The 26,073-nt window shown below is 68.5% G+C and carries 17 protein-coding genes and 5 pseudogenes; 8 read left to right on the top strand and 14 right to left on the bottom strand.

Annotation, left to right across the window (positions count from 1 at the left end; genetic code table 11):
• Positions 1 to 604: 604 nt before the first annotated feature.
• Positions 605 to 1,666 carry a hypothetical protein gene (locus PV341_RS26185; RefSeq protein WP_500359119.1) on the top strand — a complete coding sequence of 354 codons (1,062 nt, stop codon included), beginning with the start codon at positions 605 to 607 and terminating at the stop codon, positions 1,664 to 1,666.
• A 121-nt stretch (positions 1,667 to 1,787) separates the two neighbouring features.
• The gene (locus PV341_RS26180; protein WP_500359118.1) at positions 1,788 to 3,899 is read left to right on the top strand and encodes a hypothetical protein; all 2,112 of its coding nucleotides are present in this window, start codon (positions 1,788 to 1,790) and stop codon (positions 3,897 to 3,899) included.
• A gap of 205 nt (positions 3,900 to 4,104) precedes the next feature.
• Here PV341_RS26180 and PV341_RS26175 read toward each other — a convergent pair whose 3' ends face one another.
• Both PV341_RS26175 and PV341_RS26170 read right to left on the bottom strand, forming a co-directional pair.
• Positions 4,105 to 4,392 carry a DUF7701 domain-containing protein gene (locus tag PV341_RS26175; protein ID WP_500359117.1) on the bottom strand — a complete coding sequence of 96 codons (288 nt, stop codon included), beginning with the start codon at positions 4,390 to 4,392 and terminating at the stop codon, positions 4,105 to 4,107.
• Positions 4,389 to 4,877 (bottom strand): RipA family octameric membrane protein, encoded by a 489-nt coding sequence (locus PV341_RS26170; protein ID WP_500359115.1) that lies wholly within the window; start codon positions 4,875 to 4,877, stop codon positions 4,389 to 4,391. Before PV341_RS26170 ends, PV341_RS26175 begins: the two co-directional genes overlap by 4 nt.
• Before the next feature lie 64 nt (positions 4,878 to 4,941).
• Between PV341_RS26170 and PV341_RS26165 the strand changes: the two genes are divergently transcribed.
• Positions 4,942 to 5,109 (top strand): hypothetical protein, encoded by a 168-nt coding sequence (locus PV341_RS26165; RefSeq protein ID WP_500359114.1) that lies wholly within the window; start codon positions 4,942 to 4,944, stop codon positions 5,107 to 5,109.
• Positions 5,110 to 5,253: 144 nt separating this feature from the next.
• Here the strand turns inward: PV341_RS26165 and PV341_RS26160 are convergent, their stop codons facing one another.
• Genes PV341_RS26160 through PV341_RS26150 form a run of 3 tightly spaced genes read right to left on the bottom strand, consistent with a single transcriptional unit; the run spans position 5,254 to position 11,878 of the window.
• Positions 5,254 to 7,281, bottom strand: a complete 2,028-nt coding sequence (locus PV341_RS26160; protein ID WP_500359113.1) for an arabinofuranosyltransferase AftB family protein — start codon at positions 7,279 to 7,281, stop codon at positions 5,254 to 5,256.
• Between the two features lie 11 nt (positions 7,282 to 7,292).
• A complete protein-coding gene (locus PV341_RS26155) occupies positions 7,293 to 8,054 on the bottom strand; it encodes a hypothetical protein (RefSeq protein WP_500359111.1) in 762 nt (253 codons plus the stop codon).
• Positions 8,051 to 11,878 (bottom strand): NB-ARC domain-containing protein, encoded by a 3,828-nt coding sequence (locus tag PV341_RS26150; protein WP_500359110.1) that lies wholly within the window; start codon positions 11,876 to 11,878, stop codon positions 8,051 to 8,053. The genes PV341_RS26155 and PV341_RS26150 overlap by 4 nt, the downstream gene beginning before the upstream one ends.
• Positions 11,879 to 12,295: 417 nt before the next feature.
• On the opposite strand from PV341_RS26150, the pseudogene PV341_RS26145 reads away from it, so the two are divergent.
• The 4 genes and pseudogenes from PV341_RS26145 to dprE2 form a co-directional block, all read left to right on the top strand.
• A pseudogene (locus PV341_RS26145) lies at positions 12,296 to 12,875 on the top strand (transposase); the annotation flags it as partial.
• 423 nt (positions 12,876 to 13,298) lie between these two features.
• Positions 13,299 to 14,171, top strand: a complete 873-nt coding sequence (locus tag PV341_RS26140; RefSeq protein WP_500359109.1) for a decaprenyl-phosphate phosphoribosyltransferase — start codon at positions 13,299 to 13,301, stop codon at positions 14,169 to 14,171.
• On the top strand, positions 14,171 to 15,505 hold the full coding sequence (locus PV341_RS26135) for an FAD-binding protein (RefSeq protein WP_500359108.1): 1,335 nt from the start codon (positions 14,171 to 14,173) through the stop codon (positions 15,503 to 15,505). The genes PV341_RS26140 and PV341_RS26135 overlap by 1 nt, the downstream gene beginning before the upstream one ends.
• Positions 15,502 to 16,254: a decaprenylphospho-beta-D-erythro-pentofuranosid-2-ulose 2-reductase gene (gene dprE2 / locus PV341_RS26130; RefSeq protein WP_500359107.1), complete on the top strand. Its 753-nt coding sequence runs from the start codon at positions 15,502 to 15,504 to the stop codon at positions 16,252 to 16,254. The genes PV341_RS26135 and dprE2 overlap by 4 nt, the downstream gene beginning before the upstream one ends.
• On the opposite strand, the gene PV341_RS26125 is transcribed toward dprE2, so the two are convergent.
• From PV341_RS26125 to PV341_RS26085, 9 genes and pseudogenes are all read right to left on the bottom strand, one after another.
• Complete coding sequence (locus PV341_RS26125; protein WP_500359106.1) at positions 16,208 to 16,615, bottom strand: hypothetical protein; 408 nt, start codon at positions 16,613 to 16,615, stop codon at positions 16,208 to 16,210. The genes dprE2 and PV341_RS26125 overlap by 47 nt on opposite strands.
• Before the next feature lie 620 nt (positions 16,616 to 17,235).
• Positions 17,236 to 17,418, bottom strand: a pseudogene (locus PV341_RS26120) (transposase); the annotation flags it as partial.
• Positions 17,419 to 17,751: 333 nt separating this feature from the next.
• Positions 17,752 to 18,663, bottom strand: a pseudogene (locus tag PV341_RS26115) (IS110 family RNA-guided transposase); the annotation flags it as partial.
• 218 nt (positions 18,664 to 18,881) lie between these two features.
• Positions 18,882 to 19,380: pseudogene (locus PV341_RS26110) on the bottom strand (transposase); the annotation flags it as partial.
• A gap of 54 nt (positions 19,381 to 19,434) precedes the next feature.
• A complete protein-coding gene (locus PV341_RS26105) occupies positions 19,435 to 21,894 on the bottom strand; it encodes a helicase associated domain-containing protein (protein ID WP_500359105.1) in 2,460 nt (819 codons plus the stop codon).
• 187 nt (positions 21,895 to 22,081) lie between these two features.
• Positions 22,082 to 22,612 (bottom strand): hypothetical protein, encoded by a 531-nt coding sequence (locus PV341_RS26100; protein WP_500359104.1) that lies wholly within the window; start codon positions 22,610 to 22,612, stop codon positions 22,082 to 22,084.
• A gap of 61 nt (positions 22,613 to 22,673) precedes the next feature.
• Entirely contained in the window at positions 22,674 to 23,006 is a 333-nt protein-coding gene (locus tag PV341_RS26095) for a hypothetical protein (protein ID WP_500359103.1), read from the bottom strand.
• A 1,277-nt stretch (positions 23,007 to 24,283) separates the two neighbouring features.
• Complete coding sequence (locus PV341_RS26090) at positions 24,284 to 24,724, bottom strand: hypothetical protein (RefSeq protein ID WP_500359102.1); 441 nt, start codon at positions 24,722 to 24,724, stop codon at positions 24,284 to 24,286.
• Between the two features lie 834 nt (positions 24,725 to 25,558).
• Positions 25,559 to 25,789: a hypothetical protein gene (locus PV341_RS26085; protein ID WP_500359101.1), complete on the bottom strand. Its 231-nt coding sequence runs from the start codon at positions 25,787 to 25,789 to the stop codon at positions 25,559 to 25,561.
• Between the two features lie 186 nt (positions 25,790 to 25,975).
• On the opposite strand from PV341_RS26085, the pseudogene PV341_RS26080 reads away from it, so the two are divergent.
• Positions 25,976 to 26,073: pseudogene (locus tag PV341_RS26080) on the top strand (TOBE domain-containing protein); the annotation flags it as partial.

Genomic DNA, 26,073 nt, shown 5'->3' with positions numbered 1-26,073 from the left:
GGGTAGCACATCGCTGCGCGATGTGCAAGTGAAACCGCCTCGCTTCGCTCGGCGGTGACGGACCGCTTCGCGGTCCGTGGACTCGCGGACTTCGTCCGCGAGTTGGGCCCCGCTGCGCGGGGCTTGCCTCACTATGTTCGGCCGGCCCTTCGGGCCGGTGGTGGGCTTGCGCTTCGCTTCAGCCCACTTGCGGGGTCTGACTTACTCTCAAGGTCAGGTCCGCTTCGCTCCCCTGACTGGCCTTCGGCTTCGCCTCCGGCCTTGCGGCCCGCTAACGCGGGCCGGGCTGGCTACGAGGAAGGTGGTGACGGGTGCATCTGCTCCCTCGGTTCGGCTATGGCTCTCTTGACAACCCATCAGTGCGGGGTCGGTGAGCGCGGTGTCTCCTCGCGAGCATGGGTGCTTCCTTCGTGTAAAAGTTTCTGAGGATCCGAGTTTTCTGCTCTCCCCTCTCGGCAAGGAGAGCATCCGCCGTTACGCCTCGGTTCCGCCAGCAAGGTGTCCGCGTACTCCTCTGTGCACACCTCTCGAAGTACAGGGGCGAGGAGGTGCCGGGGCATTCTTCGGCAGGGCGATGTCAGTGCATGCCCGCATACTGACGCCCATGCAGATCACGGAGGACGCGCTCAAACAGGCCTGGCATGAGATGACCGCAGGCTCTGAGCTTCTCGATGACGCCATGTTCCCGCCTACCGGCACATCACCCGACCAGTACGCACAGCGCGCCGGCGATCCCGGTGGCCTCTTCCTCGTTCTGGACGAAGACGGCACTGTACACGGCTACCACGGCCCCTACGTGGAGGATTTCGTCACCCGGGACCTCGACCAGGTGCTGTACTTCGCTGCCGAGGAAGCGGTCGCTCGGCTCGCCGAGCATGCCCGCTCCTCCACCCTGGGCCTGGCAACCAATCTCGTCACCGAACAGGCGGAGATGCTGGACCGGATCGCCCCCGCGTGGGGACGCAGATTCCGCAGCGGCGGCATTGACGGAACGCAGGCGTCACAGCCGTGCGGACGTGACCCGCTGGAACGCCTCGCCTGGATCGCCGACACCTGGCGTGACCAGGACCCCTACACCCATCTTGCCTTCTTCCGTGGCAAGGACATCAGCGCCGAACAGATTGCCCTGCTCCACGGAGCTGACCTGGAACAGATTGCTACCGGGATGCGCCTGTCGGACCTGCGCGGGATGGAAGGCTCCGGCCGCAATTACTGGGACATTGCCTGGGAGTCCTGCTGCTTCGGGCAGGCCGGCGACTGGGTGTTCCTGATGTATCACGAGACGCCACCGGGCATCCGGGTCGACCATGCGGCTCTCTCCCGACTCGGAGTCACAGAGACCGTTGAGTTGAGCGCCACCGCGGCGAAGGCCATCTATGACTTCACCTACACATGCGACGGCCGCCGCATCGACGACGGTCGGGGAATGCTGGAACTGATCTGGTACAAGGAAGGCCGCGCGCCCTACTACCGGGGCGGCCAGCTCGACTTCCTCAACCAGGCCATACGCCGCGCCGAACTGGACCACCCAGAACTGATCGACACATTCGACCTGTACTTCCACGCCCTGGACGACGCACTCGGCCTTCAACTGCCCCAGCAGGACATCCACGCCGGAACGATCCGGGCCGCACTGTGGGCACGCAGCAACTCAGGCCGAGGTTAAAAAGTCAGGCTCGAGACCCGCATCGGCCGGACGGTCATGCGAACCGGATAACGGGTGACCCTAGAACCGCAACGGCCCGGGCTGCGTCAAGGATCCGGAGCCCAGCAGCAAGGACACTACGATGGAGACCAGGGAGTACTACGGCCAGTACCAGATGAGCGCGGCAGTGCTCCCGGCCCGCGTGGTCTACCTAATTGCCGAGAACAGCGGAGACGGCTTCCGCAGTGCGGTTCGGGAAGCCAGTACGCGGTGGGCGGGGGTCACCGAACCCATCGTGCCGGTGACGCCCGAGGGGAAGGTGAGCGGCGCCTGGCAGGAGATAGTCGAGGCCGCTGACGTCCAAAACGCGGTCAATGTAGACCTCGACGAGGAACAGGCGAAGGTGGCCGCCGAGCAACTGGGGCTTCCACTGGTCGCGCTGGCGCGCATCGACCATGAGGGTGCTGGAAAGTTCACCTGCCATCCCTCAGCGATCGCAGCGGCGGACGAGTGGGGGCAGAGCTACCTCATGGCTCAGGAAGATGCCCCCTTGTGGCAGATCGCAGCCGCTGGCGACCTGGTCGGTGAGGCGCTAGAGGCGATGCAGAAGCTGCTGCCGGTCAGCCGGCCGATGAGCGATGTGCAAATCGCAACGGCCCAGTTCCAGAGCAACACTCTGTTGGATCGGACCCGGTCACAGTTCCGTGAGCACAGCCAGTCGGGCGGCATGTTCGGCGGCCCCATGACCATCGTGGTGACCGATCCGGATGACGTGGACCAGTGCATGCGCTTCTGGAACCTGCGCGCTCTCCGCCCCTTGGGTATCAACCCCACCACGGTGATGCTGCTGCCCCGGCATGGCGTCGAACACTGGGTCCACTTTGCGGAAAACGTGGCACAGCACCTGCGTGCTCACCCTGATACGACTCCCGACGTCAACCTGTACGGGCCGTCCATCCCCAAGGAAGAACTGCACGCGCTTGCCGCCGTGCTCCGTCTGACCCCCGACACGTCTACCAAGATCAAGACATCGGCTTGGGGCGGGCGCGACCCCTCGAAGGAACTCACCTATCTCCTCAACCAGGACGCCCGGATCTGGCTGCTGTTCGAGCGCTCCTGGGGGCGGACCACCCTCTTCGACGCACACCTGTACGCAGGTCAGAGCACGATCGAGTTCAGCTCGCCCGTCGAGTTCAGCAACCAGGGACGCGCCCTTGCCCGATGGAGCAGCCCGGCATTTGACCCGCTCCCCCGCAGGCCAGAGATCGCAAGCATGGTGCATCCGCAGGCGGTCTGGCACCGGGACAGCCTTCAGATCAACACGCGCGCGATGCGCCGGTACCGCTTGGACATCAGCGTCCCGGACCTGTCCGCTGTTGTTGAGCGCTTGCTGACCGGGACTGTCCATTGGGAGCTATCGGACAAGGGCCGGCTGGGCACTGCCCTGGCGGCACAGACCGACGTTTCCGCACTTCTGGAGCCGTCCCTGTACGAGGCGATCATCGCCTTGACGACCCGCAGGACTGATCACTTCCTCAAAGCCGTAGCGAGGCTCGAGCAGCAAGGCACCGAGCTGCCCGAGGGCATCAAGGACTTGGCGGCTGACTGGGGAAGCCGCATGGACCGCCGTTACGCCCCGGCACGCCAACTGCAGGGCATGGCGGCCAAGGACGCTCTGCCGGCGCTGGAGCGAGCTTGCTCGCTCGGCTGGGCCGAACGCGGCACCGCCATCGACTGCTCCCAGTGCCGGGTCAAATCGTTCATTCCCCTCATCGAGGTCGGGCAGGTAGCGCGCTGCCCAGGGTGCGGTGCGGCCTCCTCGTTCCTGGGCACAGCCACCGCAGTCGATCTCCACTACCGGCTGAACAGCTTCATGGACCGCGCCAGCGACCAGGGCGTGCTCCCCCACCTCATGGCCATCGCCGCGCTCACGCGACAACGACCTCAGTCACACTTCCTCCCCGGAGCAAATCTCATCTTCGACTCGTCCGAACGAGCTGAGGTCGATCTCTACGGCACCTTCGGCGGACAGGTTCTGGCAGGTGAGCTGAAAACCCAGGCCAGCCAGTTCCATGAGGACCAGACCGCACGGGACATCGCTCTCAGCAAGAGGCTCGGAGCAGACGTGCACCTGATGGCCGCGATAGACACCATCCCCGAGGCGACCATCAGCCACGCCCGCGGGCTGTGCGAAGACCACGGTCTCGAGCTGATCGTGCTGGACAGACAACACCTTCGCCCTACACCCGCGTAAGGCCGTTCGGGTGCACGTCGCACCTGGACCGAAGGACGGCTCGATCGGACTCGGGGCGGGTTACGCATCTCCTCGGATATCTGTAGCCCTCCGTCACCACCGACTACGGAACAGAGCGTTAAGCTCCTCACGGCCTGACCCACGATCTTCCCCGAGGAAGAGCTACATCCAACCCCGATAGGCCAACCTTTCACAGGGGGTATCATCACCGGCGGTGAGAGGCGGCCTCGCGGATGGCTACGGCGTAGGGCTCGTCGGCGGCCTGGGTCGAGGTCGGCAAGTCGGCGAAGGGGATGAGCGCCGGGTGGTCGGAATCGCGGGTGCTCATCCACGCCGACCAGGCATCGTGGACGTCTTCGGCGCTCACCTGCTCGCCCTTGGCCCTCAGCAGCACCGCGTACAAGATGAATAGCCCGGCGGCGTCGTTGGGTGGTGCGGCGTGGGCCGGCAGCAGGTTCTGGATCAGGCGCGCGTCTTCGTCGAGATAGCTCATGCTACAAATTTGCCACCCAGCAGCAGCAGATGCAGCAACACGAACACGCTGGGCACGATCCTTTCGGCGCTGCCCAGGTCGGTGTAGCGCCCTCGCCACGACCCCGTGCGGGTGGCCAGCAAGGCCTGCCATTCGCTGCCGAACGGCTGCACGGGCAACTGCAGCTCGATCTCATTGATGACGGCGAACTTGGCTCGGTTGAGATCGCGGTAGCTGCGCAACTGCACCCACCACGTGCCCGACAGCACCGCCCCGACCAGCGTGAACACCACCGACACCGGCCACGAGCGCGCGCCGGTGAACAGAGGCAGCGCTGCGACCGTCACCAGCGTGCTCTGGATAGACAGGAAGAAGGCGTTGGCCAGGGCACGCCGGGCCGAGACTCGGTCGGCCATCTCCACCGCGATCTTGTAGAGCTCAATCACCGCATGCAAGTGGTTGCTGGGGGCGGGCGGCGTGGATAACTCGGTACGGGGGGCGGACATTGTCGGTCACCTCAGTCGTTGGCAGACGTAGGGCATCAAGTAGTGAGTGGCCTTCTGTCCACCGATGGAAACCTGGCTGATCAGCAGGGTTTTGGTGCCAGCGCCGGAGTTGGGCGAGTCGGGCGCCACCTTCGACCAAGGCGTATCTGATGTGGGTGGCCAGGTATTCGATGTCGCTGCCGGTGTCAGCGAGGACGACGACGCGGCCGATGGGCGATCAATGACGCGCTGAAGTTCGTAGCCGGTGCCGATGTTCTCCTTCTGGAAGCCCGACAGGTCGATGACGACTGGCTACAGACCGCGATCACCGACCAGGGCCCCGGCGTTCTCGGGTTCTGATACGATTCTACATTCCGTGATTCTCCTGTTCTGTGATTCACCGGCTTCGCAGTGCCCGGACGACCGCCACCGACACCCCCGCGATCACACCTCCGGCCGCGGTGAGCACCGCCGGGCGAACCCACCACGGCGACGGCGCGGGCCTGGGTGCCCCGTCCGCCGCGAGCGGTTCGGCCAGGTGCACGCCTTCATGCCTGCCGCTGTCGAGCTGGTGAACCTTGACCGCGCTGCGGGAGGGGGTCCTCGACACTGTGTCTATGGCCACCCGGAGTCGGGTTAGGACAACCGCCTGGTGAACGTTGCGCAGAGCGCGGGTGGGGGTCAACGGATCCTGGGTGGCAGCCAGGAGGCGTGCGATGGCCGGTTGGCGCAGCAGCCGGCGGGCGGCCTCCAACATGGCCCGGTCGACATCAGCCGGCAGGCTGGCGTCATCCTCGTCGGCGAGGGTGAGCTGGGCGAGAGCGAGGGCCGGAGGCAGGCGCTTTTGATGGCCGATGCGGGCAGCCGGATCGGCGGGGATGCGACTGCCCACGGCGTCGGCCAGGCCAAGCACGTCAATCACGTGTACGTCCGGCCCGGCCGCGACCGAGCCTAGGCCGATGGTGATGGATTCCAGAACGACCCCGGATCCGGGGGCCAGGGCATGCTCCTGATCATCAATGCGCACCAGGACGTCGGCGCCCTGGACGGCGAGTTGGCGGGCCCGCCGTCCGGTGCGGGCGCTGGCGACGCGGCTGTGATCGTCGAGGGTGACAGGGTGGGGGTGGCCGGACTCCCGCTTCCACCAGGCGCGCTCATCGACGATGCCGGACCAGCGGACCGGGGGCCGGTCGGGGAGGCGTAGCTGGAACCCGCAGGCCGCAGCCCAGGCGACCAACGCCGCTGGAAGCATCCAGCCCACTGCGCCGGTGGGCAGCGCGGCGGCGACCATGAACAGTCCGAAAGTGGCTGGGAGCAGCAGTCGGCTGTGCATGAAGTCGCCACCCACTCGGATGACAAAGACGGCGTGCAGGAGTGCCCCGGCGGCGGGCGCCCCGAGGAGCACCAGGAGTCGGCGGTCGCTGGCGGGTGCCGACTCGACCAGCCACCGTCCCGCCCATCCGGCGACCAGCGCGCCGGGCACCGCGAGGAGGTAGGTCGTGGCGTGGTTGTCTAGATAGGCCAGACCTCTGCGCCAGTTGCTATGGCCGGCCTCTTTGGCCAGCGCGGTGTTGGGCACCGTCGCGGCGAAATACGCCATACGGAACAGCTGGTAGGCGCCGGGTACGGCGAGGGCCACGCCGATCGTCCGGGCGGAGCCCAGCAGCCCTGGCCGGCTCAGCGACAGCTGGGTGGTCAGGAAGGCTGCGCTGAACAGGGCCAGGTCGGGCCTGATGAGCGGCCCGAGACCGAGCACCACCGGCAACCAATCCACAGCGGGTGACGCGAGGCGCGGTCGCGCGCCGAGGGAATCGGTGTAGCGCCGGGCGAGCAGCCACTGACAGCCGCCGAGCCACCCGAAGGTGAGACCGGTCTCCAGCCCTGAGGTGGCGAAGTCCCAGAAGGGCGGCAGGGCCGACAGCACCAGCGCCCCTGCTGGCCACGGACGAAAGGGCCCGAGGTGGCGGACCAACCGCGCCGACGCCGCGGTGGCCGCGGACAGGCCGAGCACGGACAGGCCGAGCCCGGCGCCGACCGCCAACCATTCAAGTGCGACGTACCGTCCCAGGGCCGCGTCCAAGCCCACGAGCATGGCCGACCACAGCGGGCTCGTCGCCGCCTCGACTCGTTCGCCGCGGTTGAAGGCGAACGGCTGGCGGCCGTGCCGGGTGACGACGACGACCCGGAAGTTGATGAAGGCATCCTCTGCGGCCCAGCGGCGTCGCCATCCGGCGACGGCCAGCACGGCAACCGGGACCGCCAGCTCCCACGATCGGCGGTGCCCGCCCAGGCGGATCGGCGCCGCGCCATGACCAGTCGATGCCCGGCGGGCCAGAGCCCGTCCCGAGATGGCGGCAAGGTCGCAGGGTCGTCCGCCGCAGTACCTGCGGATAATGGCGGCGGGGGTGTAGATCGCGGGCTTCACTGGACCCTCCATCAGTCACGCAGCAGTGCGGCGGTTGGCCTCCGGCGTTGCGTCCAATCAGCCGGTGAGAAGGGGCGGCAGACCACGCCGACCGTCGTCTGCCCGGCGAGCACGACCTGACCGAACTCTGCCGGGACAGCCGAGTCGCTTACGCCGACCAGGATGCCGATCTCGGTAACCCCATTGGGCCGGTCAGCGAGGACGACGTCGCCGGGGCGAGGCGGGTCGGTGACCGAGACGGACACGGTGCCGCTGGCGTCGGTGGCCCAGGTGACGATGTCGAAGGCGATCGGGTACCGGGAGCCGACGGCCTGTTCCATGCACCAGTTCACCAGCCGCACGGCGTCGAAGTGCCGTCGGCTGCGGCAATCCTCTCCCCAGACGATCCGACGGGCCTCGGACTCACTGTCGAGACATCGAGGGCTGAAGAACTCGAAGTACGGTTGCCAGTCGTCCTCGGGGAGCGATGCAAGTTCGGCGAGGTACACAAGCAAGTCGATATCTGTACGGCGGGCGACACGACCGCCAGCGATACCGCCAGCGGCCTGATCGAAACGGCCACCGCAGACGTGCTCGCCGCACCGGGCCGCGAAGACGGCAGGGTCGGCCGGATCGATGCGCGGCGGCACCAGCGTCACCCCCGCTGGCTGCAGCCGCGTGCCGTCCTGATGCCCGGGTCGCGCCCCGGCCGCGCCGGGCAGGACGTGGGCTCGGTCGGTGACCTGCGCCAGCGCCAACTCTGCCGCCCGCCGAGCGTATCGCTCGGCGTTCACGACAAGCTCCGAGACGACGCCCGTGCCGGTTCGCTGACCGTGAGGACGGACCAGTGGGTGGTCATGCCAGCGACGATTCGGTCGCCTCGCCAAGTGATGGCGAACACACCGTTGCCCATGCCGACCCCGCACACCGGCGTGGCCGCAGCCGCGTCCCAGATCCGTACCGTCCGGTCCTCGCCTGCGGTGGCCAGCCGGCGGCCGTCCGGCGACCAGACGACCGACACTACGGCTTCGGAGTGGGCCGCGAACGTTGGCGCCGGTCGGCCCGGCCGGTCGCGGTCCAGTGCAGACGGATCCCAGACGCCGGCGTCCCAGAGCCCGACGGTGCCGTTTCCCGCGCCGGCCGCCAGCAGCCGATCATTGGGGGACCAGGCTACCGAAGCCACTCGGCCGAGATCGCCACCCAACACCACCGGCCGCGCACTCGGTACATCGGCGTTCCATACCCGTACTGTGCCGTCGTCGCCGCCGGAAGCTAGCCTCGAGCCATCGCCCGACCAGGCCACGGACGGCACCCAACCATGGTGGCCGGTCAGCGTGGTCGGGACCGAGCCAGCCCTGTCAAGATCCCAGATCCGCACAGTGCCGTCGTCGCCGGAGGTGGCCAGGCGCCGACCGTCGGGCGCCCACGCCGCTGAGCGCACCAGACCGTTGTGACCGGTCAGCAGCACTGGGGCGGCGCCCATGGCGAGTGTGTCCCAGATCCGCACGATTCGGTCGGCGCCGCCGACGGCCAGCCGCCGGCCGTCAGGCGCCCACGCCACGACCCACACGCCGCTGGTGAGATCGCTCACCTCAGTGCCCGCCCGCTCGGGAAAGTCAGGATCCCACAGTCGCACGGTGCCGCCTTCTGTGCCGGTGGCCAGCCGCCGCCCGTCCGGCGACAAGTCCACTGAAAACACCCGCCAACTGTGGTCGACCAGGCTCACGGGGCGGAGGTCGGCGTCGGACTTCCACACCCGTACGGTCTCGTCTTGCCCACCGGAGGCCAGCCGTCGGCCATCCGGTGACCAGGTCACCGACCACACGAAGTCCTCGTGGCCTACCAGCACGACCGCTTCCTCGCCGGAGGAACCAACGAGGTCCCAGAGCCGTACGGTCCGATCGGCCCCGCCGGAGGCCAACCGCCGCCCATCGGGCGACCAGGCCACCGACCACACCAGGCCGGCGTGGCCGGTCAGCACCAGCCGGGCGCCACTACCCACCGGCCATGTGCGGACGGTGCAGTCCCCAGCCGATGCGATCCACCGACCGTCCGGTGCCCAGGCCACCGACCATACCCAGCCGTTGTGCCCAGTCAGCACTACTGACGCGGCCTGCCGGGCCGACGGTGGGTCGGGGACATCCCAGATCCGTACCGTACGGTCGGCGCCCCCGGAGGCCAACTGGTATCCGTCGGGTGACCAGGCCACCGACCAGACACTGCCAGCGTGACCGATGAGCACAGCCCTTGGCCGCGCCGGCGCGTCGGGATCCCACACCCACACCGTGCCACCGCTGTCGGTGGTGGCGAGCCGCCGACCGTCGGGTGACCAGGCCACCGACCAGACACTGCCAGCGTGACCGGTGAGCAGCACCGGCGGGCGGCCGGGATCGTCGGGATACCACACTCGCGCTGTCCCATCATCGCTTCCCGAGGCCAGGCGCTGGCTGTCGGGTGCCCAGGCCACGGTGCGTACGCCTGCGTCGTGGCCGGTCAGGGTCGTCGAATGAGGTCCAGAGGCACCGGTGGGCCACGTCCGCACGGTGCCGTCGGCACCTCCGGTGGCCAGGCGCAGGGCATCGGTTGACCAGGCCACCGACCATACGCCTCCCCAGCGGGGCCACTGGCCGGAGGGCGCGGGGTGGCCGACGAAGACCCGATCGAGCGCGTCGGGCCGCACTTCTGCCGCCCGGCGTAAACGCACCGACGGGAAGAGCGCGTCCAGAGACTGCCGGGGATCGAGGTCACCGCCGAGGTTGGCGAGGGTCAGAGCACGGTCGCCGATCGTCGCGACCGCACTCATCGCGTGACTGATCCGGCGGAATCGATCGAGAGTCTGCTGCCCGGCGCGGAAGGTGGGCAGTGCGGCCAACGCGCGTTCGAGATCGGCCTCCGGAGCGTGCGGGCCGTCGTGGTGGAACCGGCGCAGCAGCCAAACCGGATCCGTGGCCACCGCCTGCAGGTCGAACACGTCACCCGCGGCGACGAGGTGCTCGACCAGATGGTCGGGCAGGTAGGGCTCGTCGTCAGGAAGGCTGCTCCACCGTCCTGCCGTGACCAGCGCGTCCTGGTGGGCGGTCAGCAGCTGACGGTGTGCTAGCGCGGAGTTGGAAATCTGCAGCTGCAGGAAGGCCCGCTGCTGATCGTGCAAGCGTACGCCGCCGTCGTATACCAGCAGATTTCGGTTGGCGAATGCCGTGCACAACAGCCTGCTGGCCGCGTCGTCGAGTCCGGCCGTATGCCGCCACAGCCGGGCGACGGTGGCTCCTGGTACCGTCACGTCCTCGCCGAACACCACCAGCTCGCCGTATCGCCGCCGCTCGTGCTCGTCCAGCGCGCCCCAGGCCAACTGCAAGGCCCGGAATTGGTTGGCGAAGCCTTCGTCGGTGTACACGTCGCCTGCTTTGTGTACCTCGGCCAACGCGGCGGCCCAGGAGGTGCCATGGGCAATGGTGGCACTGAGCAGAGCCAGCGCCAGGATCACCCCGCCAAGTGCCTCGACCAGCTCGTCGGCTTGAGCGGGCAACGGCTCCGGATGAGAAGTCATTTGGGCCAGGAATTTTCGGGCCTCCTCGGGCCCGAGCCGCTCCAGCGCGAAGGCCGGAGTATGTAGCCGGGCCAGGACCAGCTGATGTCGGGTGGTCAGAACAGTCCGCCCCTCCGCCCCGGTGACCAGCAACGCCTCGGCTGCCGCCGCGGACCAGACGTCGTCGATGACCAGCAGCACCCGCTGCCCGCTGAGCGCCTCGCGCAGCGCGGCCTGTCCGTCGACCTCGTTGCGGAAACCGCCTTGCAGACCCAGAACGCGGGCCAGCCCGACCTGGGCGGCCACCGGATCGGAACGCTCACCAAGCATGATCCAGTAGACGCCGTCGGGGAAGGCCCGCCGGACTGTGGGATCTCGGGCAAGGGCGGTGGCCAGGACGGTCTTGCCCATTCCACCCGTGCCCTGCACGCCCACCGCGCCGAGGGCTCCGCCTCCGGGACCCGCGCGACCATCGCCCAATATCAGGGAGCGCAGGGTGCCCAGCTCGGCCGGGCGGACGAAATGGTTGATCGGCAGCTCAGGAACACCGTGCAGTAGGCCCAGCCGATCCGCCGGAAGGGCCACCTCAGCGCGGGGCATGCTCGCGGCGACGGCAGCTCCAGCCGACGCCCCGGGCGCGAGCGTGGGCAGGCCGAGGAAATCGGGCGCCCGTTGAGCGAGATCGGTCAGTGCGGCGGCCAGGTCGCCCGTCCGCTCCGTCAGCGCCTGCTCGGTGGAGCCCAGGAACTGCAGCCCGGCGATGGAGGGAACGCTGCCCCATGGGCACGGTCGAACGTAGACCGGTGCCACGCGTCGGCCACGCGCCAACAGCCGGGGGAGCTCTTTCTCCATGATGAACTCGGAGGTCAGCGAGTCCTCGCTGACCAGCAATAGGCTCGCGACGGCGCCGTCCAGCGCGACGTCCAGCTCCTCGTTCCACTCTCCCGCGACCATGGTCTGGTCCCACCAGACGCGGTAGCCCCGCTCACCCAACACCAGGCCCAGCATCAGCACCAAGCGGCGGCACAGCTCTCTGTCCTCGCGTGCGTAGGAGACGAAGACATGCGGGCGATCGTGCCGCGTGCTGCTCATCATTGAAGCATAGAGGCATGCCCCAGAAAGCGGCACTTTCCTGCGCGGTGGATCAGCGTCGCGCGGGCGGTCGGCCCGGCCCATCTTCGTTGTGACGCCTTCACCAGACAGTACCTCGCACAACCCCTCGAGGTAGGCGGCGTCGTCGGTCCCGAGCCGTCACGCATAACGGAGTCGAGGAATGGAGGGTCCTGTCAACGTCGGCGAAATGCATGGACGACCATAACTGGACGCAACCAACTGGGGTCAGGTCGGGGGCGGTGGGCGGCCACGATCGATTCAAGCGCCGGAACACCGGTGAGATAGCAGTAGAGCGTGGCATCCAGCGCCGTCGGCGGATCGCCGGGCGTCAACAGTTCAGTGATGGGCCCAAGCGCACGCCGCAGGGACTGGGCGGTCTCGGTGGGCACTTCGGCCTGGATCGTGGACTCCACCCCGGTGGAATGCGGACGCTCCAAGGAGGTGGTCAAGCGCTCGGACCTGGCCGGATGGGCCGAATACGGCTACTGCGCCAGCCACAGCCGCTTCTTTTGGGGCCTGCGCCTGCATCTGGTCTGCACCCTGCACGGGCTCCCGGTCGCATTCGCGCTGACCGGTGCCAAGGCCGACGAGCGTGAGACGCTGCTGGACCTGCTGGCCGTCGAACCGCAGCTGACCGCTGACCGCCCGGGCCAGACGCTGATCGCTGACCGGCACTACTACGGCCGCGAGTTCGAGCGGCGGCTGGCCCAGCTGGACGTGCGGTTACTGCGGCCGGCCCCGCAAGGGCGAACCCGAGCGGGCCGGGGCACACCTGTTCAGGCCGCTGCGGCAGCTGATCGAGTCGGTCAACGAGACTCTCAAGGGCCAGCTGGACCTGGAACGGCACGGCGGCCGCACCCCCGGCGGCGCGGCTGTGCGCATCCTGCAGCGACTCCTCGCCCTGACCGCCGCCATCTGGCACAACCACCACACGGGCCAGCCAACCCTGCGATCGCTGACCGCCTACGACCACTAACCCTTGGAATAGATCATCTAGCTGCACACCTTGCGCCGCACGCGCGTCGATGGACGTGGGAACCGGCTCGCCAATGGCCATCGGCAACCTGACCGCTCGTCATAGAGTATGCCAGATGGCCATAATTGACCTCTGGCACGATTCGACACAGGAATTTAAGCTTAGCCGGGATTGAGCAGGTCGGTCACGAACTAGACCTTTTGACAGGACCTTTGGGCGCCCGGGCGAGATGGCGCAGACGGTAACCGTTGGTCGCCACTGAACAGGGCCCATGGCACCTCAGGCGAGCTCCACGCAGAGGACATGTCTCACTAGCACCGAGATCCAGGAACGCCTCAGGAGAAGGGGCCATCGGGAGTCGGACTGTTCGGGCATGCGCGCGATCGCGGCTGCAATGGTGTGGTCGCTGGGGGGGGACACGGAATGCCTTTACACTCAAGCTCTGTTGCTGCTCTTCTGCAGACGGCACGGCCACGGCAATGGACGAAGAACCTTCTCGTCATCGTTCCGCCGCTCGCCACGGGCACTGTGCATCACTCAAGATCGGTCCTGGGACTCGGCGCCACCTTCGTCACCTTCTGCCTTAGCGCGTCCGGTGTCTACTTCATCAACGACGTTCGAGACGCCGAACAAGACCGGCAACACGACACCAAGAGGCTACGGCCGGTGGCTGCCAGAACGCTCACGCCACGGCTGGCTATGACGACTGGCTGTTCAATGCTCGCGGGCGGTGTCGCGCTCGGCACGGCGATTGGCAACGGTCCTGTCATCGCCGCCTACACGGCGTTTTCCCTCGTCTACTGCTTCGCTCTCAGAAACCTTGCGCTCACGGACCTGCTGATCGTCAGCTCCGGATTCCCGCTGCGCGTGACCGCGGGCTACCAGGCCTGCGGGGCCGACACCCCCTTTTGGCTGCTCGCCGTCTCCTTCACCGGCTCGTTGTTCGTGGCAGCCGGAAAGCGGTACAGCGAAGCTGTCAGCTTCGGTGAGTCCAGGAAGCGGATCCGCTCTTCGCTTGCCTGGTACTCGGTGCGCCGCCTGCGGGTGGTCTGGTGCCTGGCGGCCGTCGCGTCCGCGGCGCTGTACGCACTAGGCGCGCTACAGTCCTTTAGCCGGCACGGCGAACTGTTCTCCCTTCTGTCCCTGGCTCCGTACACGCTCGCACTCGTCAGATATGCGGCCGCGGTTAACGAGGCACGCGCCGGGAGTCCCGAGGACGTCCTGTGGCGGGACCGGACACTCCAGCTGACCGGCATAGCGTGGCTGGGCATCCTCACAACGAGGGGAATGTCGTGATGCAGTCCAAGCTGCTCACCGGTTGGGGCCGCACAGCGCCCACGCGGGCACACGTGCTCGTGGACGCCGACGACGAGACCTTGGCCGCCGCCGTTCGTCAGGCAGGAGCACGCGGGCTCCTAGCACGGGGCGCTGGACGCGCCTACGGGGACGCGGGACAGAACGCAGGAGGACTCATCGCCAACATGTCGCACCGGACCCGGATCACCAACCTAGACGTAGTCCGGGGCATCGTCACCGCCGAGGCGGGCGTGACCATCAATGGTCTGCTCCGCTCGGCAGTGCCCCTGGGATGGTGCCTCCCTGTTATTCCCGGCACCGGGTACGCCACCGTCGGAGGTGCGATCGCGGCCGACGTCCATGGCAAGAACCACAGTCACCGCGGCAGCTTTGGCAGTCATATAGTCGAGTTCGATCTCCTCACGGCAAGCGGCAAAGTTAAGACGGTCACGCCACAGAACGAGCCCGAGGTCTTCTGGGCCACCGTAGGCGGTATGGGCCTGACCGGGATCGTCCTGCGGGTGACCATGCGCCTCATCCCGGTTCGAACGGCGTGGATGAGGGTCATTCGGCGCCGGGTCGCCGGTTTCAACGAGTTGCTCACACGCCTGGACGCGGCCGCTGGGCAAGACGACCACACCGTCGCCTGGGTGGATCTCTCCGGCTGCCGGATACGCGGTGTGGTCAGCCACGCTACGCACGCGGAGACGACTGATCTGCCGGCCCGGTATCGCAGCAACCCGCTTTCATATCATGCGACCCGTCCTCTTCCCGGTCTCCCGGTGTCCGCACCGCTCCTGGTCAGTCCGAAGGTCGCTTCCGCCGCAAACAGCACTCGCTACGCTCTGACGCCGCCAGTCACGTATGAAGTCCAGCCGCTGTCCGCCTTTTGCTTTCCGCTGGACCGAATGGACTCTTGGAATCGCGTGTACGGACGGCGTGGCTTCCTCCAATACCAGTTCGTCGTGCCCGAAGACGCCCTTGAAACGCTCCGGGCCAGCATCACCATCCTCAAGGCGGGACACGTGGGCGCGCCACTGGCGGTGCTCAAACGCCTAGGGCCGGGCAACGCCGGCCTGCTGTCCTTTCCGGCACACGGATGGACGCTAGCCGCCGACCTCGCCGTGTCACCTACGCTGGCCCCCGTGCTGGACCGGCTTGACCAACTCGTCGCCAAGGCCGGGGGGCGGGTGTACCTGGCCAAAGACGCACGCCTGAGCACTGCAGCGATGGCCGACATGTACCCGAGGCTGCCCGACTTCCGCGTGATACGCCGCGAACTGGACCCCGCAGGAGTCTTCGTCTCCGACCTCGCAAGGAGGCTGTCACTGTGATCAACGCGCTGGGACGTCCGCAGTCGGTGCTCCTCCTGGGTGGCACCTCCGAGATCGGGATGGCAATCGTCGACCGGTACCTCGATCCGCACCCGCTCCGAGTCGTCCTCGCTGGCCGCCCATCGCCCCGACTGGACGCCGCAGCTGCTCTGCTCGCCGACCGTGGAGCCATAGTCGAAACGGTCGAATTCAACGCCACGGACGAGTCTTCCCATCAGGACACGCTCAAACAGATCTTCGCCGCGGGAGACATTGACCTCGCGATCGTGGCCTTCGGCGTGCTCGCTGACCAGCAGGCGGCGGCCGACCCGGCGCTCGCCGCCCATTTGGCCACGGTCAACTTCACAGCCGCGGTGAGCGTCGGCGTGATCCTTGCCAGAGCCATGCGGAACCAGGGACACGGCGTGATCGTCGCGCTTTCCTCCGTTGCAGGTGAACGGCCCCGCCCGACCAACTTCGTCTACGGCGCAACCAAAGCCGGCATGACCGCCTTCTACGACGGCCTGGCCGACTCTCTAATCGGCAGCGGAGTCAGGGTCGTCGTGGTCCGCGCCGGACACGTCCGCACCAGAATGACCGCGCACCTCCCGGACCCACCTCTGGCAACCACCCCTCATGCAGTCGCCTCCGCGATCACCGACGCCGTCTGGCGTGGCCACCACATCGTCTGGGCCCCTCGCTCCACCCAGCTCATCGCATGGATCATCCGCCACATCCCCCGCCGCGTACTCCGCCGACTCCCCTACTGACCGCCGAATCGCCCCTACGCGGGACCACATGGCGGTGCCCGTAGGCACCGACGACCTCCGGCAGCTCCGGCACCTGCGGGCCAAACGGCGGATGCCCGGCCGGCTGCGAGGGCAGCAGGGCGGCCACCTCACCGTCGGCGGCCTCGCCCGTGCCCAATGCCCTGCCACCGGTGGAGGTCGCCTCGCCCGGCGCGGACCCACAGGCTGCCGGGCGCAGCAGGCACGGGCCGCTGCCGTCGGCTGCTTCGGCGGTCTGGCCGGTGAGGGCGCTGGCCGTCTCGATGAGGCGGGAGGCGAAGGCCTCGGAGTCCTTGATCTCCTTATGGCAGGTGATCAACTTCTTCAGGTCGTGACGGCGCACGCCTTGAGGACGGCGGTGGCCAGCGGCGCCGGGCGGGGATACGGGCGTCGTCGTAGACGACGGCCCAGACCTTGCCGATGCTGCCGAAGGTGCGGTGGGCCTCATCGCAGATGATCAGGTCCCAGGCCGGGATGGCCTTGTAGTTGTGGGCGGTGATGACTGCCCCTTGCTGGCCTCCTTGTCAACCAGGGAGGCGTACGTGGCGAAGACCGCGTAGAGGGAGCTGCCGTTCAGCCACCCAGCGAGAACGCCGGGGTAGCCGAGATCCGGAGGGCTTCGGCCCGGCACAGCTACCGAGGAGCGTGCGTAGTGCGGTGGGCCGCCACGCACGACCTATGCCTGGCGGGCGGGGACCACCTCGCCATCCCCGGCCAGGACTGCACTCCACGCAAACACGGGCGTCCCTTCCGAGCGGATAAGATCATCAATGGCTCACAGGAACGAGCCTTCATGGGGTCGCCTCAAAGGGAACGCAGCCTTCGCAGACTTTGCAGCACTGCAGGTCAGGGCGGCCATGAGCCCACCATCTACCCCAAATGTCGGATTCTCAGAATCTGCGGTATCGCAGGTCAAGACGCTTGATCATTTACCCCCGTACCGCAATTCCGTTGCTCCGACACAGCGCCCTCGCCGCCGTCGCCGGCCCACAGGCCGAGGATGTCGCGGGTGCCGTCGACGGTCACGGCCAAGGCGACGTAGATCGGGCGGTTGGCAACCTGGCCGTCGCGGACCTTCACGTGCACACAGTCGATGAAGCTCACCGGATAGACCGGGTCCAGCGGTCGGTTCTGCCACTCGGACATCCCATCCATGACCTTGATGCTCCTATCGTTGGTCAAGCGGCAGTGAGCCATCTGCGATAGGCGTCGGCGAAGGTGTCGTCGCGGCGGAGTCCCCGTTCGATGTTGGAGATGACGGCGGGCCAGACTCCGAAGTGGTTCGCTGCGGCGGTGAGCGTGATGTTCTTGGCCTGGCGAGTAGGCCTGAGATCCGCGATCTCGGGAACCTCGACTGCGGTGGTCAGGAGACGGAAAACTCCCGGGCGATGGCGCGTTTGAGCAGCCGGATGATCTCCTTCTTCGTCCAGCGGCCTTGGTTTGACGCTCCACGTAGTCACGAGTGCGCTGGTCACGGCGCATGCGGACGAGCGCGATGCGGTAGAGGGCCCCGTTCGCCGCGCGGTCACCGCCGCGCGAGAGCCGGTGACGGTTGGTCTTGCCACTGGAGGCCGGAACCGGGGCGACACCGCACAGGGCGGCGAAGGATGCTTCGGTTCGTAGGCGGGCAGGGTTGTCGCCGGCGGTGATCAGCAGTTGCGTAGCGGTGTCGGGTCCGACGCCGTAGGCGGCGCGCAGGCCGGGGTTGAGCTGCGTGACCAGGACGTCCAACTCTGCGGTCAGAGCGGCGTGTTCAGCGGTCAGATTCTGGACGCGTCGCGCGAGCGTGCGCAGGGCGGTCAGGATAGGGATATGGACGGGGTCGTTGCCGACCCGGAGCCGGACGAGGGCGTCGATGCGCTTGTCGCCCCGCAGCACTTCGTACTTCGTGCGGATGCTGTCGGGCGCGGTGATCAGGATGTGTCCGATCAGATTCAACGCCGCTGTACGGGCCTTGACAGCGGATCGTGCCGCGTTGTGCAGAGCCCGGATCCCGGCAACAGCATCGCCCTTGGGGGCGCTGGTGGCCCGGCCGGACACTACCGCGCGAGCCGCGGCATAGGCGTCGATCGGATCGGACTTGCCGATCCTGCGGTGCTCGGCCTTGTCCGGCCGGTTGACCTCGACCACGGTCAGACCAGCCTCGCGGGCCGCATGCGTGAACCCCGACCCGTAGGACGACGTGCCCTCCACGCCGACTGCGGCAACGGTGCCGTGAGCAGCCAGGAAGGCAAGAGCAGCCGTGTATCCGGCGGTTGTTGTGGGGAACTCGGCATCGGCGATCTGCCCACCGCGGTCGGTTACCACGGCGACGTGGACGGTGTCGGCATGAGAGTCCACGCCACCGATCACCACGTGTTCGACGACTGCCGCGATGTCCGTTCCTGTCATGCTAGAGATGCCTTCCTGACCGGAGGTGGCTCCAGCCGGGTGGGGCAGACAGGACAGCGATGGGGCCTCTGGCCAGGCTCCTATGAGGTCATGATCCACCCGGCCGGGGCCTCGGGAACGGGCCCCGGCAGCCGGACAGACCAAGGCGAAGACAGTCCAGCAGGACGTCAGTCAGTGATCGAGCCACGACCACCGGGGACCCGGGTATCACTATCGCTGTCGGTGATGGTCGAGATCGTCTGCTTGGACACGCTCGCGCCGTAGACCTCGGCCAGGTGCGCGGAGATGTCTCCGTGCGTCAGCCCCCTCGCGCAGGGACAGCACCATCTCGTCGACGCCGGTCAGCCGCCGCTGGCGCTTCGTGACGATCTGCGGCTCGAAGCTGCCGTCGCGGTCCCGCGGCACCGCGATCTCGACCGGGCCGACGTCGGTCAGCACGGTCTTGGCACGCACCCCGTTGCGGGAGTTCCCACTGCCGGCGCCGGCCGGGTCGTGCTTGTCGTATCCGAGGTGGTCGGTGATCTCGCCCTCCAGGGCCGACTCCAGCACCCGCTTGGTCAGCTGCTGCAGCAATCCGCCCTCGCCGGTCAACTGGAGCCCGCCGGCGCGGGCCCGGTCGACCAACTGCCCGATCAACTGGTCGTCCAACAGGTCCGCCGACAGCTCGACCGGCCGGACCTCTTCAACCGCCTCAGCAGAGGCAGTCACGTCGCTCATCAGGTGCTACTTCCTTGATCGGGAGTTACACCGAAGACCGTACAGACCCGACGGTCATGCGAACTGGCTAACGGGTGTGGCGTCGTCGGTCCAGTCGCCGTCGAACAGGGAAGCGATCAGGTCGGCGTGGTCGGCAGGGAGTTGGCCGGTGCGGTGTTTGGTGCGGGTCTTGGCGAGCCAGGGTCCGATCTTGACGGTGTCTCCGTCGACGCGGATCTCCTCGCGGGCGGTGGGGGGCCGGCCTTCGCGGGCGATGAACAGCTCGAGGAGCTGGACGGTCTGGGCGAAGGTGCGGCGGGCCTTGGAGGGCGTCTTGAGGGGGTTGGTGGCCGCCGTCAGGCCGAGGTCGGTGAGGAGCTGCTGCCGGCTGGGGTCGAGGGTGGTGAAGGTGGTGAGCTGGCGGTGGAGCCAGCGGCCGATCTTGACCGTGCCGATGACGATGTCGGAGTGGAGGTCGCTGGGGTTGTGGCCGGCGGCGAGGTGGGCGCGGAGCAGGTGGTATTTGCGGTGCCAGTCAGGGCCGTGGGGCAGGCGCCAGTGGGGGTCGATGGCGGCGAGGTCGGCGGCGCGGGCCGGGTCGAGTCGGTCGTTGGCCGCCAGCGAGCGCTGTTCGGCGAGGAAGGCGCCGCCGGGGGCGGTGACGGGGATGGCCAGATGGCCGTGCGCGGCGTGGTAGTCGGCGGCGGTGGTGAGCTGGGCGCGCCAGGCGGCATCGTGCTTGTCCCAGATCATGTCGAGGGCGTCGAGTTCGGCGATCCAGGCGGCGTCGGCGGGATCGTGGGGGTTGAGGCGGCCGGTGCGGCGGGCGTCGCGCATGCCGGTGATGAAGGCGCCCAGGGCGTAGCCGGTGGGGTCGGTGTAGTCGGCGGGGACGTCGAGGTGTCCGTGGTCGTCGTGGAAGGCTTGGGCGGAGGCCAGGCCTTCGCGGCGGGGGCGGGATTCGGCGGCGCGGGGATCGAAGGAGACCAGGTCCATGGCCCGGGCGACGCGTTCGGGCTGAACGGTGAAGTCGAAGTGCCAGCGGTGCGCAATCAGCTCGCGGGTCTCCTGCGGGAGGCGGTTGGTCTTGTTCGGAAGACGCTCGGCGATGCGGTGATCGTGGCTGGCCAGCGCAGTGGCAATCGCCCAGACCGGCTCGTAGGGGGTGCCGAGGATGTCGAGGGCGTTGGCGGCGGGTGGGATGTAGGCGGGGATGACCAGGCTGGCGACCTTGCCGGCGTCGGCGGGCTGACGCAAGGCACGGCCGAGGGCCTGGACGACGCGGATGACGCTGCGGGAGACGTCGGCGAAGACGACCGCGTCGACGCTGGGGATGTCGACGCCCTCGGCGACGACCTTGGCGTTCGCCATGATCGCGCACGGGGCCTGGGCGAAGCGGGCGAAGACCTCGGCGCGCTCGGAGGGGGTGTGGTCGCCGTCGACGTACAGCGTCAGCGGGTCAAGGTCCGGGCACAGCTCGGGAGCAGTGGTGCGCAGCAGGCGCAAAGTGTGGCCGAGCTCGCGGGTGAACCTCTTCGCGTCGGCGACGAGCTGGAAATACACCAGCACCCGCTTCAGGCCGTGTGCGGCCATGGTCTTCAGCACGGCCAGATGCAGAGCCGTGGTGCGCAGCGCATCCCCTCCCCCGGCCCTGGGGGCGAGGCCAGGGGCGGTCGCCGTGGTGGGCAGGTTCAGGCGGGTGCGGAGGTCATCGTCGCTGATGGTCGGCACGATCACCCGGTAGTCCGCCAGGACGCCGTCGGCCACCGCCTGGGCAAGCGGATACTCAAAGATCTTCTTGCCGTAGACCGGCTCGGAGTCCATGGAATTCGCCGACGCATCCACATCCGGCTCGGCAAGCCGACGGCGGCGCGGGCGGCGCACGTCCGCGGACTCCGCCAGATCCGGACCACCGAAAATCCGCGGAGTGGCCGTCATGTAGAGGCGGCGATCAGCCTTGATGCGGGCATTGTCGTTGACGGCCGCCCACTTCTTGTCCGCACGGCCGGCGATGCGGTGCGCCTCGTCCATGACCGCAAGATCGAACGGCGGCACCGTGCGGCCAGTGCGCTGCGCCGCCTCGATCTTGTCCAGGGAGTCATAGGTACACAACACCGTCACCGCATCCAGGACCCCGGTGCCGACCGCCGACAGCACCGCGCCCAGGCCGGCAGCGTCCCCGGTGGAACCGACACTCGCCTCAGCCAGACCTGGGTGGGCCCGGGTGTCCATCGAACACACCGCCACCATCGCCTCGGCCCGGCCGTCCCTCCGCCACGCCAGCGCCGTCTGCGCGATCAGATCCAGCGTCGGCACCACCACCAAGGTGAGCCGCGAACCTAGCGTGCTCGCGAGACGGATGCCGACCAGGGTTTTACCCGTACCGCACGCCGACACATACAGCCCCCGGGTGCCCGGACGATGCAGATGCCGCACCGCACGCTTGAGACCCGCCTGCTGATCCGCACGCAGCACAACCGACCCAGCAGCGAGGTCAGGGATGGCAGAGGCGGGGGTGGGAGCGGCAGTACTCATACGAGGCATTCTCCCGGGCCAGTGGGTAGCGGGCCGGGAGCGCCGGAGAAGAGGGCGGATCCGCAACCTGGAGAGGCATGCCCCATGCTGTGCAGGCGTTTGGCCCGCGGCCGGGCAACCCGCCCGTCACGTGCCGAAACCCGTGCCGCCGTGATCACTGACGACTGGGCTCTCGGAAGGGTTGTGGTCACAGGTGGTAGGGCCACAAGGTGACGCTGTCCCGAGCGACGCGGACGTCCACCCACGTGGCGTCCGCGTCCTGAGGCGGTGGCGGGTCCGCGAGGTCGAACAGAATCGATACCTCTCCCATGTTCAGGAAAGCCGCTCCGTCCTCGGTCAGGTCGAGTCGACCGCGAAAGGTGATCCGGTCGCCCTCACTGCTCAGCCCGGGCGCGGCAGTGAAGGCCAGCCAGGTGTTGACCTGCCACGCGATGTCCTCATCGACGGTCCACTCGACACGGTGCTGACCGCCCACATCTACCGGTTCGCCCTTCCACAGCGCCACCACGGTGCCGATCCGGGAACGCGCCCGTACCCACACGGACCCCGACGGACCCTGCCCTGCTGCTTCCACATGGACCAACACCACGCCATCATCCCCGACCCAGGTGCTCAGCCCCAGCGAGGACGAGCGTGCCGCCGTGCTGCAACGCTGGACCCGGCGGGCGAACTCCGTCCAGGCACTGGCGCTACGGGCGCGAATCGTGTGATGAGCCATCAACGGTGGCCCTGGGGTTGCTCCCGCAGCAGGAGTGCTGAGCGTGGACGTTGGGCTTAGATCAACCGGCCTCGGGTCTCAGTCGGTATCGGTTGCAGACGTCCAGCAACAGAGCAATCCTGATCTCGAGTGGCTCGTCGATGCCGTTCAACTCCACGTCGACCAGCACCGTGTCATCCGTGCGAGTGCGCGCGAAGCGCATCTCGACGCGGGGCTGCCCGTCCAGGACGAACGTGGACCAGCTGTCGTCGTCGGCGTCAGAGCGCTCGATGCTGGCGGTGAGCGCGCCGTCATCGACCCTGCACCGGATAAGCTCAGCAATCGTCTCGACGAACGGCAGTAGATTCACACGCCAGATCCAGCCGTGCATCGTGCCGTGTGGCTCAGCCTGCATCCGTGCAGGCTAGATTCCGGCCCGGTGCGCCGCAAGGAAAGACCGCCTACCCGTAGGCGACGCGCGCCACTCAGCCGGCAGCCTGGCGCTTGGTCCAAACTGGTGGCGCCCGCCGCCCGCTCCGCGCAGCCGCTGGAGGGCTGCGAGCGCCTCCTCGCGCACATACGCGTCCGGGCCCTGGCCGAGCCCTTCAAGGCCCGTCACCGTCCCCAGAGTGGCAAGGCGCAGCCAGGAGGCGGCGCGCGAGGGCGCGGTCGGCCTGCTGAAGCAGGTCGGGCATCAGCTAGCGACCGAGACGGCTCGTGCCCGGTTCGTGCGGTGATCACCGAGCTGGGCAACGGCAAGGCGCTGACAGTGCTCGGGCGGGCCTGTGCGCCGCGTTGGGCTGCACGCTGGACGGTGCGCTGCTGAAGCGTGCCCGGGCCGTCCACCGTGCTTCATGGCTGGCTACCTCGCCCATCGCGGGTCGACGGGTGCTGTGCTGACCGAGCCCGCTTCCTCGAACTGCACCCCGAGACGGCCCAGTTCGAGGTCGCCGAACTCGTCCCCATGCGCGCCGACGCATTCTGAGCGCTGGCGCGCTCCTTCGGCCGCGGGCCATGTCGGGCACGATCCGCAGGTCGGACAGGTCGGCATGGGCTCCCCAAGGGCCTGGATGATGCCGCTGCAACCTCTAGCACCAGCTCCCCGCGATTGCTTGGGGGGACCTGGTCCGACACGGAAGGCTATCCGGATGGCATCCGTGCCCCAGCCATGCGGCCGGGCGTGACACTACCGGCGCTCCTGGCCGGGAATGCCGGGGGCTGGGCAGCAGCCCCTCACATCCCTGGGTGGTGGCTAGCCTGTGGCATGGGGGTGTGGGGCAGCTGCTGGGTCTGCCGCTGCGCGCCGGGCAGGGCGCTTTGCCGCTGCGTAGGCGGGGTGTTCTCTCGACGGGCGCGCAGTTCGGCGAAGGCTGCACCTCCTGCCAGGCGGCCGTCGCCGGGGCGGGCAGGGCGTAGTGGGCCGGGGTGAGGCGGCCGGCGTGCAGGTTGGAGTCGGCGTAGAACATCGGCGGGGTTTCGGTGGTGAAGGTGAACCGGTCCCAGAAGCCCTGGTAGCCCTCGCAGCGGGGCGGGGTGATGCCGCCCTGCAGGAACCGCAGGGAGCCGTCATTCGTCACGGGGGAGCGTCTACCAGCAGTGCGTAGACAGTGTCTACGCCCCCGCGCACCGGTTCCGCCGCCGCGAGAGGGCGGACGAGGTGTGAGCAGAACGGTGAGGACCAGCCGCGAGCTGCTATGCCGCCGCTTCCCTGGTCTCCGCGGAAGTCCCGGCACGGCGGCGTGCGCGCAGCCCGGACACGGCGAAGCTGGCGGCACAAAGGGTCCCGGCCGTGCCGCCGACGATGGTGAGAGCGGCGGTGGGCAGTGCGTCGTCGCCCGCCGGGTAGCGCCGGCCGCACAGGCGGACGGTGCCGGGGTCGTCGGCGGCTGCCTCCAGGCACAGCCGCGCGCCGACGGCGACGTCTCCGGGCATGTGGGCGGTGGGTAGGTTGTCCTCGGAATAGTGCCGTCCGGCGAGGTCGTAGCCGACGCGCGCACTCTCGCCGCCCTTCCCGGACTCCACGCGCTCGATCACGCCCCGCACCCGCACCGGGTGGGCGTCGATCCGGGCGGCGTCCCGGAGCTGGCCGACCAGGAACCAGGTCACCCCGAGGGTGACGAGCAAACAGCTCACGGCCACGACCGACGGCGTTCTCGGCACGGACGCAACGAAGTTCCCCCGCATGACCCCGGATTGTGCCACGCGGCTCGGCGGCGGCCCCGATCGGGGGGACACGGCCGTGGCGGATGCGATCTGACGGCGCCGAGGACGGAGTCCGGCGCGTACGGGACAAGGGGGGCCGCCCCGACGCCCGGAACGTGCCGCAGGCAGCGGAGCACCGCGTGGTCCCTCACCGCGCGTTCCGCTCCGCCTCACTTTCGCCCTCGTCCGCGCCCGCGAACTCGGTGCGTACCGCGTCCGTGTGCGCGCCCAGCGCCGGCACCGCCCTCATCAGCGCCTCCCTGCCGTGCACCGTCACCGGCGGCAGCAGCCCGCGCAGCGGTCCGGACGGCGTGCCGAACTCGCGCCAGCGGTCGCGGGCTTCGAGTTGCGGATGGGCGGCGAACTCCGCGACCGAGGGTGCCCTGCCGCTGGTGTCCCGCCCCTGTCACCTGTGCCATCGCGTCATCCTGGCAGGCGCGGGCGGGCCGGGGCCGAGCACGTCGTCAGGCTCCCACCGGGCGGGCACCGATGTTGCCGACCGGACCGCCGGACGGCTCTGGCGGTACCTGCCCGGCGACTGGTCTGGCCGCCCTGTTGATTTGGATCATTTCCTGGGATCGAGGGGGTACCCGCTCTCGATCTTGGGGCGTCTCGCCCCGGGCGGCGGCCCGTGGGCTTTGCCCTTTGCTCGTGGTGCTCCTGGCCTGACCACGCCTGCCGACCTGCCCGGCCGTGCATGAGCGGGCCGGGCGGCGCGTTCCATCGGCCCGGGCGCCCCCGCAGGGCGGCGCGGCCTGAGATCCCTCAGCCGGTCCCCCACCGGTGCGCTGTTGCACCTCGCCACTCCACCCAGCGCGGGTCGTCCACCACCAGGCCCGGCTCCGGCAAGCCTGCAGACCTCAGGATCAGCAGCAGATCGTGGTCGGAGAACGCAGTGCCGACGTAGTCGTCCTCCATCCGGCCCTCGCGGTGCATCGTCACCAGCCGACCGCCCCTCGGCGACAAGCCGTGCACCACAAACCGTGCGCCTTCCATGACGTCCAGCGTGCCGCACTACTGTGAGCAGTGCTCGCTGAGCGAGCGGCCGACGCCTACCGCGCGGTGGCGGCGCCCGCCGTTGGAGTGGAGGTCAGCGCCGCAGTGCCGCGCCTTCGGACGGCCAGGCCGCATCGGCTTCAGTGTTGACCGAGCGCACTCCCGTAACCGTCACGTCCAGTGCGCACCGGCTCCAGCGCCCGGAACCTGTGGCACGGCCGGGTCGCGGGCCTGGAGTCGCACGGCGACCAGATCCGCGTCGACGTCCGGGGCGAACTCCCGCT

This window comes from Streptomyces sp. PA03-1a, assembly GCF_033792805.1.
Lineage (GTDB): Bacteria > Actinomycetota > Actinomycetes > Streptomycetales > Streptomycetaceae > Actinacidiphila.
The sequence above is the reverse complement of the archived record's forward strand: the minus strand, read 5'-3'. Positions and strand labels throughout refer to the sequence as shown.